We start from the raw sequence: 19582 nt of genomic DNA, 5'->3' as shown, positions 1-19582 counted from the left end.
CCACCGGCAGGTGGCGCACCAGCCGACGACACCCCCGCAGCCGCGCACGCTCCCGCGCCCCCGCCGGCAAGGCGCATCGGCGGCCGCAGGCCGTGTCACGGCCCGGCCGGCGCCGAGGTCTCCGTGTCCTGGGGCGTCGCGTCCGCGTCGCCCCCCGACGTCGCCACCCACGTCCCGACCCCCACCACGGCCGCCAGCACCACCCCGGCGACCCCCAGGGTGATGCGCCGCCGCCGCGCAGCGGCCCGGTGCCGGGCGGACCCGGGCCGCGGCACCCCCGCCGCCCGCGGAGCGCGCGCCGTCCCCCGCGCCCCTCCGGCGAGCTCGTCGGGCGCCGGAACGCGCATGCTCGTATGCGTGTCCCGGTTCGAGTCGGGCGCAGACCCCCGCACCAGCGGCACGGCGCCCCGCCGGCCACCCCCACGGGCCGCGTGCGGCGCCGGATCGTCGTACGCAGGCCCGGCCGGGCCTGCCGCGGCGGCCTCGGCGTCGTCCGCCTCCGCCTCATCCGGCTCGTCCACGTCCAGCGGCGGCATCCCCGCGAGCAGCGGCAGCTGCTGCCGGAGCCGCGCCCCGAGCTCGGAGGCCCGCAGCCGCGAGGCCGGTGCCTTGGCCAGGCACTGCACGAGCAGCTGCCACAGCTCGTCCGGGATGCCCGGCAGCGGGACGACGGTCTCGGTGACGTGCCGCCGCAGCACCGCTCCCGGGTGTCCGCCTCCGAAGGGAGTGAACCCGGCCAGCAGCTCGTACAGGACGGTGGCCAGCGCGTAGATGTCCACAGAAGCGGTGGGCGGCAGCCCCTCGATGATCTCCGGCGCGAGATAGTCGGGCGTGCCGATGATCTTCGTGGCGCGGGTACGCCGGGGCGTGTCGATGAGTTTGGCCACACCGAAGTCGGTGAGCAGCGCGGGATGCGAGCCGCCCGGGCCGAGCGGCCCCTGCATATCGAGCAGGACATTCTCCGGCTTCACGTCGCGGTGCACGATGCCCGCGGCGTGGGCGGCCGCGAGTCCGTCGGCCACGTCGGCGACGATGGCGACCGCGGCCTCGGGGGCCAGCCGACGCTCGCGCTCGAGCCGGGTCCGCAGATCCGTACCGCGTACGAGGTCCATGACCAGCGCGAGGTCGTTGCCGTCGACGACCAGGTCGCGCACGCCGACCACGCGCGGGTGGTCCAGGCCGAGCAGCGCGGTGCGCTCCTGGACGAAGCGGCCGACCAGTTCCTGGTCGGACGCGAGGTCCTCACGCAGCAGCTTGATGGCGACGGGCCCCTCGGGGCCCTCGCCCAGCCACACCGTGCCGGCGCTGCCGCGTCCCAGGATCTGGTGGGCGGTGTACCGGCTGCCGATCTTCCGTGCCAAGACTGCTCCTACGGACGCGTGTCGGCGACACTGTGCTCTCCCGGGCCGGGCGCATCAGCGGCTGCCGTCGCGGCCCCCGGGCCCGGCCTCAGCCGACAAAACTACGCGGCCGCGGAGCCAACCTTCACTTCCGAGGAGGAAATCACCCTGCAGATGTCGACAAATCCCCAGTCTCGCCGGACTCGCCAGAGTCGCCGGACTCATCAGAGTCGCCGGCTAGTACCCCAGCCCTGACCCGGACCCGGTCCCCAGGCCGGAGCCGGAACCGGAACCGGAGGACCCTGTCCCGCCGCCGAGCTCCCCGAACCAGTCCGTGACCGTGTTGAACCAGTCCGTGAGCTGCTGCCAGTAGTCCTTGGTCGTGCCGATCCAGCCCTGGAGCGGGCTCAGCTCCCAGATGAGCCAGCCCGCCACGAACAGGATGACGATCGTGAACAGGCACCCCTTGAGGCAGCCGAGGCCCGGGATCCGCATCGGGTTGGCGCTGCGCTGCCTCGGCGGCCGGGGCTCGCGCTCCGGCCGGGGTGCCTGCCGCGGCGGCTCGGCGTAACGCTGGGGCTGCGGCTGGGGGGCGGGCGCGGGGGCGTACCGCTGGGGCTGCTGTCGCTGGGGCGCGTACGGCTGAGGCCCCGGACTCTGTTGCGGCCGCTGCTGGGGGTTCGGCTGCGGGCGTGCGACCTGGCGCTGGGGCCGGCGCCGCAGCGGATCCTGGTTCGGCTCCAGGTACTGGATCTGCGTCTGTTCGTTGCGGTCGCGGGCCGCGCGCAGCTGGTTCTGCCAGGGGTGCGGGTCCTCGGGCGCTCCGCCGGACGGGTGCTGCCCACCGGCCTGCGGCCCACCGGACTGCGGCCCGCCGGGCCGGTTCTGCGGCATCGGCGGCATGACCGCGGTCGGATCGGCTGCGCCGCGGTTCGGGAGGACCGCGGTCGGGTCGGCGGCGCCGGAGCCTGCGGTGTGCGGCATGACGCTGGTCGCGGCGTTCGGGTCGTACGCACCCGAGTTCGGTCCCGCGTTGGCCCCCGCGGCCGCTCCCGCGTTGTTCGGCAGCACCTGTGTGGGGTCGGCGGCGCCCGGGATGCCCGGGACCGTGGCGGGGGACGGGTCCGGCGCGAGCAGGGCGCCGACGCCCTCCGCGGCGGCGATCTGAGCGGAGTTCGCGTGCACGCCGACGCCCTCGGCGACGACCCGCAGCCCGCGCGCGAGGTTCTCGGCGCTGGGGCGTTCGTCGGGGTTCTTGTGCAGACAGCGCTCTATGACGGTCCACAGCGGGTCGGGCACGGTGGACGGGCGGCGCGGCTCCGCGCTGAGGTGCTGGTGGAGCACCTCGAGGGCCGAGCTGCCGGCGAACGGCGGACGGCCGGTGACCAGTTCGTACAGCATGATCCCGGCGCCGTAGATGTCGACGGCGGAGGTCTGCGGGCGGCCCTCGGCGGACTCCGGCGCGACGTACGCGGGCGTGCCGACGAACTCGTGCGTGCGGGTCAGGCCCGGCGAGTCCGCCAGGCGGGCGATGCCGAAGTCGGTCAGCATCGGGTGCATCTGGCCGCCCTCCTGCTTCAGCAGGACGTTGGCGGGCTTGAGGTCGCGGTGCACGACGCCGTCGGCGTGGCTCGCGGCCAGGGCGTCGGCGACCTGGGCGGTCAGCAGGGCGGCGGCTACGGGGCTGAACGGCCCGTTCTCGCGCAGATAGCGGTGCAGGTCCGGGCCGTCGACCAGGTCCATGACGAGGGCGAGCAGATCGCCCTCGACGACCAGGTCGCGCACCCGCACGATATTGGGGTGCGTGAGCCGCAGGAGTACGGAGCGTTCGCGCAGGAAGCGCATCACGATGTCCGCGTCGTTGGCGAGCTCCTCCTTGAGGACCTTGATCGCCACGGTCTCGCCGGGCTGGCCCGGCACGGCCGCTTCCGCGCCCGCGGTCTCCCTCTGGCGGGCTCGCCAGACGGTGCCCGTGGCGCCGCGTCCGAGCGGCTCCTCGAGCAGGTACTTGCTGCCTACCGGCCGCACGTCATGCGCTCCCTGCTTGCTTCTTGCCCTGGCTGGTCTGTTGCTCGCACTGGTGTGCTCGCTGCTGCCTGCTTGTGCTGCTGCCTGCTTGTGCCCGTGGTACGGCGGCTCCGCGAGGCGCTGACAACGCCGAGCCCCCGGGCGGTCCTGGTCTTCCGATCCACTGTAGTGGGAGCGGGCGGACCTCCGGCCTGTCGACTTCCTGTGTGATCCTCCCTGAGACGCTTCCGTCGGTGGTGGGGAAAGACGCGGCGCCGGGGCTGTTGGTTGCCGGAATCACGCCGGCATCGCGCCCGCATCGCGCCGGTATGACGTCTATTACGTCACTGCCGCGTCGGTGGGCGATCGCAAGCGGACAGCGGCTGCGCACAGGGCGGGCACTTTTGCGGGCAGAGCCGACCAATCAAGATCACTTACGGGTGGGCGCCGGGCGTGTTGTCAGTGGCAGGTGCGAGGATGCCTCCAGTACTGGCCGACGTGCCCGTGTGCGGTGGGGGGAATCACAGCGCAACCCCGTGCCGGGTGCCCGCAGAAGGGACTGCTGACGGCGATGCAGATCCGGCTGACCGTCCTGGGGCCGCGACCCGAACCGACGGGCCGCACGGCCGCGTGCGACGTGCTGGTCACCGCCCCGGCCGGCACCGCGCTCGCCACGGTGGCCTCCGGCCTGGCCTCGGCGGTCGCGGGCGTCGACGGTCCCGCGGTGCTGTACGCGGGCGCGGAGCGGCTCGACGCGCAGCGCTGCACGCTGGGCGAGCCGCCCCTGGTCGACGGTGCGGTGCTCGCGCTGGGCGCTCCCGCCGATCCCGGCCCCGAGTTCGAGGGCGCCACGGCCCAGCTGCACGTCGTCGCCGGACCCGACGCGGGCGGTGTCCATCTGCTGCATGGCGGGCGGATCGACATCGGCCGCTCGGCGGACGCCGACGTCCCGCTGGACGACCCGGATGTGTCGCGGCTGCACTGCGCCGTGACGGTCGCCGCGGACGGCGGCGTCTCGGTCACGGACCTGGGCTCCACGAACGGCACGACGGTGAACGGCACGCCGATAGGCGACCGCCCGGTCCGCCTCCAGCCCGGCGCACTGCTGCGCCTGGGAGAATCCGCCATCCGCCTGGCGCCGATGGGGGACACGGCGCCCACGCTGCCGACGACGCCGGACGGCGAGGGTCACCTGCGTGTGCGGCGCGCCGCCGGGACGCCGCCGGCCGGGGGCGACCCCCACGCGGCACACGCGCGCGTGGCCGACGGCCAACCCGCGCAGATCCGCGCCGGGGGCCGGGCTGAGGCCGGGGTCAAGGGCGAGCCGGGCCCGTCGGGCGAGACGCACCATGCGTACGGAACGGGGACGCGGGACCGGGACCCGGGGGCGGTCGACGGCGGGCCGGCCGCGTACGGAGAGGGATCAGCCGGAGCGTGGACCCGCGCGTACGAACGGGATGCGGCGGGGACCGACCGCGCTCGGCGCGCGCCGGACGGGCCGGAGAGCGACCGCGCTCGGCGCGCGCCGGATGGGTCGGGGAGCGACCGCCGCCAGTCGGGCTCGCCGAGGGCGGACGGGGGGCACGGCGCGTATGCGCCGGAACCGGCGGGAAGCGACCCCAGCGATGGCACACGGGATGTGTCGGGCGCGGGCACCGGGCTCGGGCTCGGGTCTCATCAGGCCGACGCGACCTGGAGCGACCGCGGGGCGAGCGCATACCCGTCGAGCGCGGCGATGAGCGACGGCAGCGGCCGAAGCCCGGCGGGCCCGGACGAATCCGGGTCGGGCACGGCCGCCCGGCAGGAGAGAGCGCTCGGGCGTACGGACGCGGGGGCCGGGCGAGGCGGCCTCCTCGGCCCGGGCGGACGGCAAGGCAGCGTCGGCACGGGCAGGGGCACGGATACGGACGCGGGCAGGGACACGGATACGAACGCGGAGGTGCTGCCCGTCGTCCCCGAGCAGGGCCGGATGCCCGACGAGCGCGCGCGTATGGGCACCCCCACGCGTGGCACGACGGTGCCGCGGGGCCTACGCCGGCGCGGAGGCTTCACGGCCTGGGCCCGGCGGCTGGGGCGCGGCCGGGACGATCACGGCCGGTCATCCGGCCGCGCGGACGGAACGTCGCCGCAGGAGTGGACGCCCGCGGGCTCCACCGCGCCCGAGCCCTGGCCGGACCCGGCGGCGCTGCTGCTCACCGCCCTCGGTCCAGGACCGCGGCTCTGGGAGCGCGAGCCGGATCACCCAGAGGCGCTGGTGGTGCGTCTCGGCACCGCCGACCGGCCCGCTCCGGGGGGCGCAGGACTGCTGCCCGCGGTGCCGGTGACCGTCGGGTTGCGGGAGTCCGGCGCGCTCGGCCTGGCGGGACCGCGCGAGCGGCTGGCCGGGCTCGCCCGTTCTGTGATCGCGCAGCTCGCCGCGTTGCACTCGCCCGACGTGCTGGAGATCGTGCTGATCAGCACGGACCGGGCGCGCCCCGTCCAGGAGCGCACCGCCGAGTGGTCCTGGCTCGGCTGGCTCCCCCATCTGCGCCCCGGACAGGGCCAGGACTGCCGCCTGCTCCTCGCCTTCGACCGCGAACAGGCCGCCGCCCGTACGGACGAACTGCTCCGGCGCCTGGACGATCACCTGCGCGAACAGCGCGAACAGAGGACGGCGGGTCCACTCGGTACGGGACGTCATGCGCGGCAGGGGACGCCGTCCTGGGCCGGCGGTGCGCAGCCACCGTCCTGGGCCAGCGGTGCGCAGGACGCGCACGAGCGCCCGGGGAGCTCGGCCGGTGGCGATACCGGCTGGTCAGGCGGTTCTGGCCCGCCCGAGCACGATCACGATCCGGCACAGGACGCCCACGGCCGCAGCGCCCTCCATGACGAGACCCGCCCGGGCGGTGCGAGCGGTGCCCCTCCGGGCTACGACGAGCACGACGACCACGGCGGGCGCAGCCACCGGGCGTACGGGCACGTGAGGGAGGAGCAGGGCCACGGGGCGTACGGACACACCCCCCGCTCGGGCGGAGGCGCGGCCGTGGGCCGGCCGGAGGACGGCTCCTGGCGGGCCGCTGCGGGTCGGGGCGCTACGGAGGCGGCCGAAGCGCCTGCCGAGCCTGCCGACGGACGTGCACGTCCCGGGCCGTACACGGTGGTCGTGGTGGACGGGGACCCGGGTTCCGCGGGTCTGCGGGAGGCTGTGACCCGGCTCGCTGAGCAAGGCGGCGCCGCGGGGATCCACGTCGTGTGCCTCGCCGAGACCCCGGCCGCCTCGCCCGCCTCGCCGCTGGCCGAGACGTACGAGGCCGCTTGTGCCGAGTCCCCGGCGTTCCGTGCGTGCGGGGCCGCCGCCCTGCTGAGCGGCGACGTGGCCACGGCCCTGCGGCTGCTGCGTACGGTCCGCGGAGAGATCGCCGGGCATGGCACGGTGGCCGCGGTCGACGCGGTGTCGGCGGCCTGGATCGAGCGGTTCGCACGGGCGTTGGCGCCGTTGCGGATGGACGGCGCTCCGGGCGATCGGCACGCGGGCGTGGCCGCTCCCCTGCCCCAAGCGGCCCGTCTGCTCGACGAGTTGGGGCTCGCGCGGGCCACCCCGGCTTCGCTGATGGCGCGTTGGGCGGCCGCGGACGACAGCCCGGAGGCCCTCGGCGGCCGCGCCTGGGCGGTGCTGGGCGCCGGGCCGCGCGGGCCGGTGTGCGTGGACCTCGCGGCGGAGGGCCCGCACATGCTGATCGACGGCCCTCCGGGCAGCGGCAGGACGGAGCTGCTGCGCTCGGTGGCCGCGTCGCTGGCCGCCGCGGAGCGGCCCGACCGCCTCGGCCTCGTCCTGATCGACGGCCGCGACGCCGGCGCGGGCGGCAGCGCGCCCGCCGCGACGGGCGGCGGCGGTACGGGGGCCGCCGGGCGCGGCGACGGGCTGCGGGCCTGTACGGACCTGCCGCACGTCACGACGTATCTGACGGCCAACGACCCCGTCCGGATGAGGGAGTTCGCACAGTCGCTGACGGCCGAGCTGAAGCGGCGCGCCGAGCTGCTGGGGCGGCTCGGCTTCACCGACTGGCACACGCAACGCGAGGTGTCGGGCCGGATGGTCGCGCAGCGGTCGGCCGCAGGGGCTCGGTCGCCCGGGCGGTCGGAGGCCTCCACCGCGCCGCGGGCGACGGCGGGAGCACCGTTCGCGCCACAGGCGCCCCAGACACCGTCCGCTTTCTCCGGGACGTCCGCACATCCCTCGTCCCTGCCACCGGGTACGTCTCTGCCACCCGGTGCGTCCCTGCCGCCCGGTACGGAGATTCCAGGCAGCCAGCCGTCCGGCACCTCCGGTACGCCCGGCACCCCCGGTACGCAGACACCCGGTAGTCCCCTGCCCTCGCAAGCATCCGGTGATCTGGACACCCCGCCGAGCTCGACGCTGCGGCTGCGGCCAGGAGGCCGGAAGCGTCCGGATCCAGGGCCGCCACTGCCCCGGCTCGTCGTCATCGTGGACGACGTCGACGCGCTGCTGTCCCCGGCCCTCGGGTCGCCCGGACGTCCCTCGGCCGGCTCGGTCGTACGCGCGCTGGAGGCCGTCGCACGGGACGGCGAGCGGCTCGGCGTACACCTCGTGGCGGCCACCAGGGGCGGGGCGCGCCCGCCGGAGACGGAGCTGGGCCGTTCGGCGACGCTGCGGATCGCACTGGACGCACCGTCGGGCGGGGTCGACGATCCCGCGCCGGGACGCGGGACCCTGCGGACGGCCGACGGCCGGGCCACACCGTTCCAGGCCGGTCGGGTCACCGGGCGCATTCCCCGGACGGGCACGCTGCGGCCCACGGTCGTGGCGCTGGACTGGGAGCGCATGGGCGATCCACCGGCCCGGCGACCGGTGCGGGAGCTGGGGAACGGCCCTACGGACCTGGCGTTGCTGGCGAGCGCGCTGGAGAGGGCTGCACGCTCCGTGGAAGCCACGCAGGTGCCCTCACTGCTGTAGCTGTCACGTGGGGCCGGGACTGGGCTCTTTCATCGCCCCGTCATGCTTCGCGGTGGCAGCCTGTCCTCGGTCAACACGATCTCGGCGATCAGCCCCCGAGCCAACGCGCCACCCAAATGCTGACTAAACGCATCGATCGAGAAAAAACGTTCTTTCAAAGAAGCGTTTGCCCGCGGGAGGGCGTTTGATTTGCGTCGTTCCTGGCTGGCTGCTTCCCGATGACCGAGACCGGTGAGCAAGGATTTCCTTCAGACATCTGTGCAAGTCAGAAGGACCGCAAGAAATAGCTCGCTCGGCGTAAGCAGCCGTGTCCTCAAGACGTGGCCTCGGTTCTTCATTGCATGGCATTGTTCGGCCGCATTGCTCCGCCGCGTTCAGCACCACCTCTCTCAAACGCCGAGGGCGTTCCCTATCTGCCGTCACAGAAAGGCTCCTCCCCGCGCCTATCGGACCGCTGGGAAATCATCATTCTGGTCACTGGCCTCGTGGGCATCGTCAGTGCCCTGTTGCTGCCCATTGCTCCCGTACTGGCGCAGCGATCGGAAGTGACCTGGCCGCAGCGTGGTGCTGATGTCCGGTCCACCGTCGTGCAGCTCGTTCCTTACCGACCCGAGAGCATCACCGTACGTATTCCGTGCCACGCGGTGCGGGCTGCGGAGGGGCGCTCCGGCGTAACCACGGTATTTGCCACTGCCCCGGGCGGCTCGCCTCAGGACAGGCTCGCGATGGTGTCTGACCATGGTGAGAGTCAACTCGTTTACCACAAGCGGTCGATCCGGCTCCCGCAGCTGGACGGGAGCTGCACCATCACAGTGCGGCTCGAGTCTGGCCGCACCCCACGAGTGGATGTTTCCGGAGGCCCGTCACTCCGCCTCTCACCCGGCCCAACGCCTGAGGTTGTCGCGTTTCTCACCGACCTCGACGCATCTACAGCGCGCGGGATGAGTGCCGTCGCGCGCCCTTATACATGGTTCGAAACTTCCCCCACACGGATCAAGACGTTTCTTACCGCCACCACCATCGCCTGCATCCTTGTCGTGCTGACACTGGCGATTCGCCTCCGCAGGCCGCGGACGTCGACTGCTACGCCCAAGCGTCGCCGTGTTCTCTTCGACGCGCGTACAGCACTCGATGTTTCCGTCACCACGGTACTGGCGGCCTGGCTTTTCATCGGGCCGGCGACCCACGACGACGGATTCGCCACGATGACCGTGCGCAATTACGCGGCGACCGGTGACATCGGCAATTACTACCGCTGGTTCAACGCCTCTGAAGCACCGTTCACCCTTGTCCAACACGTCATGCGGATTCCGATCGAGTTCGGGCTGAGTCCTCCGCTGCTCCGACTGCCGAGCATGATTGCCGGCCTGGCGACGTGGCTGCTGCTGCACCGAACGGTGCTGCCATTGGTCTGTCCGGTGACCCCGCGGATCCGGTGGCGGGTGAGCCTGCTCGCCTTGGTGTTCTTCCTTGCTTGCTGGCTGCCCTTCAATCTGGGTGTCCGGCCCGAACCGTACATTGCACTGGGCACGTTGGCGACGTTTGCGTGCCTCCTACGTGCGACAGCGCCAGGCACGGACCGGCCATTCGCCTGGCTTGCCACAGCGTCGCTGGCAGCCGGGCTCACCGTGTCCGTGACACCTGGTGGCATCGCCGCGCTGCTGATCCTTGGCGTCTTCGCGCCACGGTGGGTTCCCGTCATCACGGCCGGAAAGCCCTTGCGGACCGCCGCACGCTGGGTGCTGATGCTCTGTCCCGGCTGTGCTGGGGCTGTGGCGATTTTCGCAGACAACACTCTGCACAGCGTCGTAGTGGCCACCCGGCTGCACGAAACGATGGGGCCGAGCCTTGCCTGGTACCAGGAACCCATCCGATACGAGTACCTTTTCGATACCACCTTTGCGGGGACAGCCGCGAAGCGTGCGGCCGTATTGCTGGTCCTCACCGCACTATTCGTGGCTGCCGTCTGCTTGCTCAGAGCAGTCCACCGTCTGTGCCATGCACCTGCGCTGGTCCCGCTGACGCTCTCTACCGCCTCGCTGTTCGCAGCAATGTGTGTGGCACCCTCCAAATGGAGCCACCACTTCGGGTCACTGGCCGGCATCGGCCCGGCGCTGCTCACCGCCGTCGTACTGCTGTTGGGAAAACCGGCTCGGGCTCGCAGCGAAGAGCCGCGAACCGAGGACCGGTGGCTCGGCCTAGGGGGAGCAAGCGCGGTTGCGGTTACGGCCGGCCTGGCATTCATGGGCCCCAACCAATGGCTGACCTTCAACCGAGAAGGGCTTCACTGGACCGACACTCCTGTCCGCCCTGGCGGAGTTCCTCTGGACAGCCCCATTCTCTGGCTTGCGGCCATGGGTTGCGTCGGTGTTCTGGCTGCCGCCATGCGCCGCAGAAGACGAGCCTGGCCAGTGCCCACGCTGCTGCCGGCCATCGGCCTCTCGGGGATGGCACTCGTCTCGACCGGGCTGATGATCGGCTCCTTCGCACTGGCGCCCTTCGAATCCTCCAGTGCCTACTCACTCACCCGGTTCAGCTACGACAGCGTGACGCGTTCGGGATGCGGGCTGCTGGACGCAGTGGAAGCACTCCCTCTTGCCCGGGACGGGGTTCTGCGCCGCAGCGACGGCCGCTCTCTGGAGTCCGGCGCGCGGGCGCAGAGCGTCAACCCTGCCAAGCAAATCCAGGAGCCATATCTGTGGACAAGTTCAACCGCTACCTCAGGAGGGGCCAAGCAGACAGGCTCGTACACAAGCCCCTGGTTCACGCTGCCTCGTCTTGGGCGCCACCAGGTGTTGACCGTGTGGGTGGCCGGGAGACCGCAGCAAGGCAACACCCTGAGCCTCCAGTTCGCGGACGACGGCAAACATCTCGGCACCCGGGTAATGCGCCTCCCACCCCCGGCTACCCGTCCCTATGCGGATCCTCGCCATGGCCGTCCGCGCAACTGGCAGCGGTTCGACGCATGGCGACCGCTCACACTCGCTTCGCATGCGGTGCCCGCCGGCGCTCGTCAGGTGCGTGTACGCGCGGTTGACAGGGCAACCGATCCGCAAGGGTGGCTTTCCACGAGCGCCCCCTCCGTCCGCGACGTGGTACCGCTTCGCGAGTTCCTCCGCACAATCCACCCGCTCTACTTGGACTGGCGCCTCGCATTCCTGGCTCCCTGCCGCAACGACTATCCGCGTGTCGCCCATGGCACGGCACAGTCCGTAGCCGCCTCTATCGAGGAAACCAGCAACTTCGGGATTGATCAAAGCTCGCAGCTGGGGGGCGTCTTCATCGGCAAGTACCAGCTCTCCACCCGCACAGAGATCCCGACACGCGCAATCGGCTCGCCGGGGCTCGATTGGGGACACCTCTATCTGCACACCTATCGGATCCAGCAAGACGCGTACGACGTCACCGTCCGTCGGGTTCAGCAAAGCGGCCTGAACGGGCAGGGCTACTACGTCTTCGATCAGTAACCCAGCGCGAAGGGAACTCTCATGACCGCTGCCATGGAATCCGTCGTCTCCGATGACACTCGAGAAACTCCATCGGCCGTCTCAGATCAACGGCATCGATCTCTCATCTCCTACGTGCTGCCGGTCTACAACGAGCGCGAGGGAATCTGGGCCTTCCATACGGCGCTCACCGAGGCGATCGCCGCACGGCCCGAGTTCGACTTCGAGTTCGTGTACATCAACGACGGTTCCACGGACGGCACTCTGCCGATCTTGAAGGACTTGGCGAAGAACGACCACCGCGTGCGTATCGTCGACTTCACTCGTAACTATGGGCATCAACTCGCCATCACAGCAGGGATCGACTTCGCCGCGGGCGACGCCCTCATCGTGATGGATACGGATCTGCAGGATCCGCCTCAGGTGAGCCTGGAGCTCATTGATGCCTGGCGTGAAGGCGCAGAGATCGTCCATGCACGTCGGCGCACCAGACGTGACACAGCCTTCAAGCGCACGACTGCGCACGCCTACTACCGGCTGCTGCGCAAGTGCACCGAGGTTGACATCCCGCTGGATACGGGGGACTTCCGGTTGCTGGATCGCAGGGCCGCCGAGGAACTGCGGCGGTTCCGGGAGCGCAGCCGCTTCGTGCGCGGAATGGTCGCGTCCATGGGTTTCCGGCAGCAGGAGGTACTCTACGATCGCGACGAGCGGCACTCGGGCGACACCAAATATCCGCTGGGCAAAATGCTGCGACTTGCGGTGGACGGCATGACCGGTTTCTCGACCGTGCCACTGCGTCTCATCATGCGGCTGGGATTTGTGGTCCTCGCCCTGGCCTTCGCCGGAATTGTCTACGCCGTGTGCATGCGACTCCTGCGGCCCGACATCACGGTGTCCGGCTGGACCATGCTCATGGTCGTGATGCTGGGCCTCGGCGGCACTCAAATGCTGTCTCTCGGCATCCTCGGATGCTACGTCGGGCGTACTTACAGCGAGACCCAACAGCGTCCCCTTTACATCGTGCGCCAAGTCATTTGTCACGATGAGGACTGAAGAGATCGGTCTGGCGGAAACGCCGTCGCGGCTCGCTCCAGCCGCCCCGGGGCCACTTCGGGACTTCGTCCTCTATTCGGTCATCGGTGCCACGGGCGTGCTTGTCGATCTGGCCGCCTTCTGGTTGCTGTACGAGGTCTTCGGTCTGCCCGCCCAGTGCGCCAATGCGCTGAGCACCACCTTCGGGATCACCAACAACTTCACCTGGAACGCACTCTTCACGTTTCGACGGCGGGACCGTCTGCTGCGGCGCTTTTGCCGCTTCTACCTGGTGGGACTCGCAGGGATGGCCGTCACCAGCATCCTCCTCTTCCTCTTTTCCGGCGTGCTGCACGTCGACCCGAATCTCGTCAAAGCAGCCTCGCTACCCGCCGTCCTCATCGTCCAGTACGTACTGAACAGAACGTGGAGCTTTTCGTGATCATCGGCATTATCGGAGCCGGGGCAACCGGGCTCACAGCAGCCTTCGATGCCGCGAAAGCGGGTCATGAGGTCACCGTCCTCGAGGCATCCGACGAAGTGGGAGGCCTCGCTGGATCCATCACTGTCGGTGACACTCCCGTGGAGCGTTTCTACCATCACTGCTTCCGCACCGACAGGGACATGATCGATCTGATCGGTGAACTCGGACTTGGAGAAGCGCTCACCTTCTATCGCCCCACTACCGCTGTCTACCTGAACGGCCGGATGTATCCGTTCGGGACTCCAACCGAAATGCTGCGCTTTCCCTTGCTCTCACGTCCGGACCGGCTCCGCTTCGCCATGTCGTCCGCCTTGTTGAAAGCCGTGCGCAACGGCAGCCGGTTCAACGATGTACCGGCCCTGGAATGGATGCGCCGCCGGGCAGGTCACCGGGTCACCACCCTGATCTGGGAGCCACTGCTGCGTGGCAAGTTCGGCGACCGTGCGGAGTCCGTGTCGATGGCTTGGCTGTGGGCACGCATCCACTACCGCACTTTCGAACTCGGCTATGTCGAGGGCGGTTTCAGCCGGGTCTACCAGGCGCTCTACGACAACATCACCGAGCACGGCGGAAAGGTCGAGGTCGGCAAGGCCGTCGTCTCCATTACCCAACCTCCCGGCGACCGCACGGTCACGGTGCATACCGCAGACGGTTGCACCTTCAGATTCGACCGGCTCATCGTCACCACGCCGCAGCCGACTTTCGCCAAGGCGGCCGGCATCCCCTCGGACGACGCGCTGTGGCGCAATCAGTACCTGGGCGCCACATGCTTCGTTCTCGAGTGCAACCGCAGTGTGCTTCCGTACTACTGGCTCAACATCAACGACCCGACGTTCCCGTTTCTGGCTGTCGTCGAGCACACACAGATGGTCGATCGCGCCCAGTACGGCGGGCGCCATGTCGTCTATATCGGCAACTATGTGGCGCGCGACGATTGGCGCTACACCACCCCGCCCGAAGAGCTATTGGAGCGGTACATCCCATGGCTACGGAAGCTACATCCTGACTTCGATGACTCATGGATCGCCGACTGGCATTTCTCGAAAGCCGGTTTCGCTCAGCCGGTGGTCACGCCGGAGTACCGAGCCCTCATCCCGGGACACCGCACCGTTATGGAGGGAGTGACGCTTGCGACCATGTCCCAGATCTACCCACAGGACCGGGGACAAAGCTACGCCGTGGCACTGGCGCGTCGCGCAGTTCGTGCAGCAGGAGTGGCCTGAGAGAATGCGGCTGACCTGAGGAAGCGTGGGTTGGTTTGGTGGCCGGGTCAGAAGGCTGGTGCGGATCGCGCTGTAGGTTGGCTCTGGCGACGTGCCCCGAGCACAGCGTCTCGTAGCCGGTCCTGAGCCATGGTCAGGCACGCGTACACCGCTCCTTCTGCCGTCGACAGACCGATCACCTGCGTCACCGTCTTGATCTCTGGGACCGCCGGAAGGCTCTGGTCCAGTCGTCTGCGCACCTCGGGAAGCACTTCTTCGACGAGCGGACGCAATCGACCCACGAAATAGACCGACTCAGGGTCCAGCATCACGGCGACGACACTGACAGCAGTCACGATTGCCGTGGTGAACGCCTCCAGCACCTCCGCGCGCGGCACCTCGTCGTGCGGTTCCAGCCAGAGATCGTCGATGCGTTCCAGGTCGAGTCCGCGCCCACGAGCAAAGCGAAGGAGACCTCTTGCGCTCAGCAGCTCATCGAGGGTCTCATCGTCAACCCCGGAGGAGAGCGCACCAATGTCCCCGAAGGTAGGCGTCCGCCCGCGGGCGAGCTCGTGATCTGTGCAGCTGGCGAAGTTAAGGATGGTGCTGAGGCTGAAGAGCGCGGCGTTCCTGACGGTGGCGTCGTTGGTGAGGATCTCGAGCAAGGACGCATTGGCGTCACTGTCGAGGAGCACGGGAGCGCTCACCAGGTCTTCAATGGCTCGCTGGAGACCAGAGCCAGCGAAGATCTTCATCGACTCCGCCGGGCCGAAGATCTCCGTGCCGTTCCGGACCCGGCCGGGCACCGCGGCGACGACCTGGCGCAGTGGTCCCTGTGCGGCTTCGCTGGCCTTCGCAATCAAGCCGACCAGCCATTCGGCGGCGGTCCTGACCTCGTCGTGGTCCGCGGTGGGAACCGTCACGTGGTGGACCTCGCGGCCCCTCAGATCGGTCACGAGGACGCAGGTGTTCTGCGCGCCGAAGCTGATACCGACGACGTGCCCGGTCGTGCCGGGCACGTCCAGATAGGTGGACCGGCGGCCGCGGCCGACAACCTCATCGACTCCGCCGTCGATGACGAAGCCATCCGCCCGAAGCTCCTCTACGGCTCGGGACACCGTGGCCTTGCTCAAGCCCGTGAGCTCGATGAGCTCGTTCCGCGTCAAGGGCGCCCGGGTCAGGACTACATCAAGGACCGAGGCCTTGTTGTGGTCGCGCGATGTGGGGTTGCTGGTCACCTCATGACCATAGCGAGCCCGATACGCCGAGCGAGCCGTCCCGGTTTGGACGCGACGATCAACGGCTTCAGTGCGGTGACAGCACTCGCGGAGCGCCGCACCGGCTCGCCGAGCACCGCGCAGCTCGGCCAGTTCTCGTTTCAGATTGGAACTGGAACGAAAGATGGTAGGGTCTCAGCCACAGCAGCGAGCAACTCCGACGGAACAAGACTGAAGGTGTGCCTGCAGATGACTTCGACGCTGAGCCGAGCCCTCGCCCACTACCCCAACCGGTTCGACCCGGGCGGACTGAGCGAGCTCCCCGAACACCTCCAGGAGACCATCCGACGCCGGAACAAGGTGCTCGGTCCTGGCTACACGCTCATCTACAAGGAGCCGGTCGAGTTCGTCTCCGGTCACGGAGCCCACCTCATCGACCGCGACGGCAACGACTACCTCGACGCATACAACAACGTTCCGTGCGTCGGGCACGCCCACCCCCACGTGGCCGAGGCCGTCTCCCGCCAGATGGCGGCAGTCAACACCAACACCCGCTACGTCCAGGAATCGCTGGTCAACTACGCGGAGCGGCTTCTCGCGACCTTCCCCGAGGAACTGTCGAAGCTGAGCCTCGCGTGCAGCGGGTCGGAGGCAAACGACCTCGCGGTGCGGGTGGCGAGGTTCCACACCGGCGGTGAGGGAATCATCGTGACCCGCTGGGCCTACCACGGCCTCACTCGTGAGGTTGCGAGCTTCTCGCCGACTCTGGGCACAGGATCACCGCTGGGACCGAACGTCCGGCTCATCGATCCTCCTGACCCGCGCCTCGTCGCGCCCGGATCCACACTCGCCGAGCACATGCGCAACCAGGTGCGCGGCGCGATCGACGACCTCGAGCGCCACGGCTACCGGCTCGCGGCGCTGATCACCGACTGCGCCTACTCCAGCGATGGAATCTTCACGGACCCGGTCGGCTACATGAAGGCCGTCGTGGAGGAGGTGCACGCGGCCGGCGGTGTCTACATCGCGGACGAGGTACAGTCGGGATTCGCCCGGCTCGGGGATTCGATGTGGGGGTTCAGCCGCCACGGTGTGCTGCCGGACATCGTCACCATGGGAAAGCCGATGGGCAACGGACTGCCGATCTCGGGTGTGGTTTTCCGCCCCGAGGTCTGCGAAGAGTTCGGACAGAACGTTCGCTACTTCAACACCTTTGGTGGCAGCTCGATCCCTGTGGCCGCCGGCGCGGCAGTGCTGGATGTCTTCGAGAACGAGAACGTGCAGCAGCGCGCTCTCGAGAACGGTACGGCTCTGCGCACAGGGCTCCAGGAGATCACGAAGGATTCCCCTTACGTCGCTGAGGTGCGCGGCAGCGGTCTCTACGTCGGTGTGGAACTCGTCAAGGACCGGGAGACGCGAGAGTCCGACCGCTCACTTACCGAAGACGTCATCAACGACATGCGCGACCGTCGGATCCTCATCAGCGGCACGGGCACAGCGGCGAACGTTCTGAAGATCCGTCCTCCGCTGGCCTTCACCTCCGCCGATGTGACCCGATTCCTGGAGACCTTCGCCGAGGTCGCGAAGGACCGTCTGTACCAGTCTGGCTGAAGGAACTGACCATGAACACCTCACCGGCAATAAGACTCGCTCAACGCCTCTTCGAGGAGAGCGGCCTGGCGTCGTCTCACGAGCCCATCGACGTCATGCTGGTGAGCGCCCTCCTTGAAAGGCATTACCACGTCGGCGGACGTCTCGAGCGACTGGCGACGGAGAAGGATGACACGTTCAGGCTCAGGACCGACTCGAACGACTACCTCGTGAAGGTCTCACACCCTGACGAGGCAGAGATGGTTGTCGCTCTACAGACCGCTGCGATGCGTTATCTCCAAGGCGTCGCTCCCGAATTGCCGGTCCAGCGGGTGAAGCTGGCCGTCGACGGAGACGACCACGTGGCCATCACAACGAACGACGGCAGGACTCGAGTCCTGCGGGTGCTCGACTTCGTCGAAGGTCCGGTCCTGGCACGAACGAATCCAACCGCGGAACAGCTCGCCAAGGTGGGCGAGATGCTGGGACGAGTCGACGTGGCGCTGAAAGCGTTTGAGCACCCTGCGGACCGACGAGGGTTGGTATGGGACATTCGGCATTTCCACCAGCTGACCGGACTTGTCGAGCACACGCCGAATACCGAGCACCGCCCGTTGGCTCAGGAGGTCTTCCGGCTTTTCGACGGAGCCATCGTCCCGAGGCTGAATGATCTCGAGACGCAAGTGATCCACGGTGACTACAGCCCTTACAACGTTGTGGTGGATCCGCAAAGCGACGACTTTGTCACCGGCGTCATCGACTTCGGTGACACTATGCGCAGTGCCGTGATCTTCGACCCTGCTGTCTCTCTGGCGAACCTGCTCGGCCGGACGCCGGATCACCCCTGGCTGGATGCCTGCGCCTTCGTCGCGGGCTACGAACGGGCACGTCCCATCGAGGACTGGGAACTTCCGCTGCTGCCGATTGCCGCGCTGGCACGACTCACGCTGCGCGCGCTGATCACGAACTGGCGCGCGGTGCGCGTACCAGAACGGCGCGACTACCTCCTCGGCCACGCCAAGGACGACTGGATCAACGTCGGGCGGGCCCTGGCCGTACCCCTGGACGACGTCATTGCGCAACTCCGGGAAGGCCGCCATGACCTCGCCTGAACCAGGAGCGACCCCCCCCGGTCGTACGCAAGCTCGGCAGCGCCCGGCCCGAACAGGACGTACTGACGTCGAGGCCCTCTCCTGGCCAGCTCAGACTGAGGATGGGAAAGGCTCATTGCCGTACCCTCCGGCGAACCATGCTTATCACCCGCTGACAGCACTTAAGAAGCGCCAAGACCATGGCCCCCATGACGCGACCATCTCTGAGCGCTTTTCCCTGCCACCGGTCCAAGCAAGAGAGATCCCCGATGACGTCGTCCGGGGCAAATTCTTCAAGAAGGGCGCCGGCTAGCCTGACATATTCGCTGCGCGTATGGCGAGGCATAAGAAGGAAGCGATATCCAAACCTTCCCAGAATGTCCCCCCTGACCCAGCGAAGGAGAAGAGCGTTGCGATTCGCACCCCGCTCCGTGTTTTCGACCACGACCGTCAACGCATCACGCACCACGCCGAAGTAAAGGCCCGGATCAGGCGTCTGCAACGTAAGGTGCGGGAAACCCTCGCGGCGCACGAGATAATAGCAGTCATAATCGGATACTACAGAGATTCCCTTCGCGAGAAAATAGGCCCTGACGACGAACGGCACCTCCTCGGAAAGCCGCACACCCTCCGTGAACCGAAGCCCGTGATCCATGACAAGGGAACGCCGGAACAGCTTGTGTGCCGTCAGACTCCAAATGGCTCGGGTTTCGTAAATGTCGCCACTCTCAATATTTCGAGCGAAGGGTCTGCTCGCCACGGAGCGACCTACTCCACGAATGCGGCCGAGCACGACGTCGGAATCATTTCGGCGAGCCATTGAGACCATGCGTTCGAGCGCCTCATCGCCGAGGAAGTCGTCCGGATCGGCAAAGAAAAGGAACTCGCCCGTCGCAGATTCGATACCGCGGTTCCGAGGGCCACCTGGAGCGCCCGAGTTCTCCTGATGGATTACCTTGACGTTCGAATACCGCTGAGCCCATTCATGGAGCAGCTCGCCACTACCGTCCGTCGAGCCGTCATTGACGGCAATCACCTCAACGTTGTCAAATCCGATCGTCTGCCTCACGAGAGACCCGAGGCATTCGCTCAAATACTCAACCGCGTTATAGACTGGAATGATTACACTAATCCACTTCTTTTCTTCATTCACGCAAACTCCTTACCTCTGGCCTCCCTGCCCCCTCGACAAATAACGGCCGCGCCGAAGAGGAGT

Annotated in this window: 11 protein-coding genes; 7 read left to right on the top strand and 4 right to left on the bottom strand. The window is 68.6% G+C overall.

Annotated elements, in window-relative coordinates:
* Positions 1–95: 95 nt before the first annotated feature.
* Positions 96–1361 (bottom strand): serine/threonine-protein kinase, encoded by a 1266-nt coding sequence (locus STSP_RS32495; protein ID WP_067284603.1) that lies wholly within the window; start codon positions 1359–1361, stop codon positions 96–98.
* Positions 1362–1577: 216 nt separating this feature from the next.
* Positions 1578–3368 carry a serine/threonine-protein kinase gene (locus STSP_RS32490; RefSeq protein WP_067284602.1) on the bottom strand — a complete coding sequence of 597 codons (1791 nt, stop codon included), beginning with the start codon at positions 3366–3368 and terminating at the stop codon, positions 1578–1580.
* A 550-nt stretch (positions 3369–3918) separates the two neighbouring features.
* On the opposite strand from STSP_RS32490, the gene STSP_RS39815 reads away from it, so the two are divergent.
* The 5 genes from STSP_RS39815 (at position 3919) to STSP_RS32465 (ending at position 14489) form a co-directional block, all read left to right on the top strand.
* Positions 3919–8301 carry an FHA domain-containing protein gene (locus STSP_RS39815; protein WP_067284601.1) on the top strand — a complete coding sequence of 1461 codons (4383 nt, stop codon included), beginning with the start codon at positions 3919–3921 and terminating at the stop codon, positions 8299–8301.
* 341 nt (positions 8302–8642) lie between these two features.
* Positions 8643–11768: an arabinosyltransferase domain-containing protein gene (locus STSP_RS32480; RefSeq protein WP_078067687.1), complete on the top strand. Its 3126-nt coding sequence runs from the start codon at positions 8643–8645 to the stop codon at positions 11766–11768.
* Between the two features lie 21 nt (positions 11769–11789).
* Complete coding sequence (locus STSP_RS32475; RefSeq protein ID WP_198547477.1) at positions 11790–12803, top strand: glycosyltransferase family 2 protein; 1014 nt, start codon at positions 11790–11792, stop codon at positions 12801–12803.
* Positions 12793–13224 (top strand): GtrA family protein, encoded by a 432-nt coding sequence (locus tag STSP_RS32470; RefSeq protein ID WP_078067686.1) that lies wholly within the window; start codon positions 12793–12795, stop codon positions 13222–13224. The genes STSP_RS32475 and STSP_RS32470 overlap by 11 nt, the downstream gene beginning before the upstream one ends.
* On the top strand, positions 13209–14489 hold the full coding sequence (locus STSP_RS32465) for an NAD(P)/FAD-dependent oxidoreductase (protein WP_232789877.1): 1281 nt from the start codon (positions 13209–13211) through the stop codon (positions 14487–14489). Before STSP_RS32470 ends, STSP_RS32465 begins: the two co-directional genes overlap by 16 nt.
* 47 nt (positions 14490–14536) lie before the next feature.
* On the opposite strand, the gene STSP_RS32460 is transcribed toward STSP_RS32465, so the two are convergent.
* Entirely contained in the window at positions 14537–15706 is a 1170-nt protein-coding gene (locus STSP_RS32460) for an ROK family transcriptional regulator (protein ID WP_067284598.1), read from the bottom strand.
* A gap of 228 nt (positions 15707–15934) precedes the next feature.
* On the opposite strand from STSP_RS32460, the gene STSP_RS32455 reads away from it, so the two are divergent.
* Positions 15935–17296 carry an aspartate aminotransferase family protein gene (locus STSP_RS32455; protein ID WP_067284613.1) on the top strand — a complete coding sequence of 454 codons (1362 nt, stop codon included), beginning with the start codon at positions 15935–15937 and terminating at the stop codon, positions 17294–17296.
* Between the two features lie 11 nt (positions 17297–17307).
* Positions 17308–18387, top strand: a complete 1080-nt coding sequence (locus STSP_RS32450; RefSeq protein ID WP_067284597.1) for a phosphotransferase — start codon at positions 17308–17310, stop codon at positions 18385–18387.
* Between the two features lie 112 nt (positions 18388–18499).
* Here the strand turns inward: STSP_RS32450 and STSP_RS32445 are convergent, their stop codons facing one another.
* Complete coding sequence (locus tag STSP_RS32445) at positions 18500–19519, bottom strand: glycosyltransferase family 2 protein (protein ID WP_067284596.1); 1020 nt, start codon at positions 19517–19519, stop codon at positions 18500–18502.
* Positions 19520–19582 lie beyond the last annotated feature (63 nt).

It is taken from the genome of Streptomyces jeddahensis (assembly GCF_001642995.1).
Taxonomy (GTDB): domain Bacteria; phylum Actinomycetota; class Actinomycetes; order Streptomycetales; family Streptomycetaceae; genus Streptomyces; species Streptomyces jeddahensis.
The sequence above is the reverse complement of the archived record's forward strand: the minus strand, read 5'-3'. Positions and strand labels throughout refer to the sequence as shown.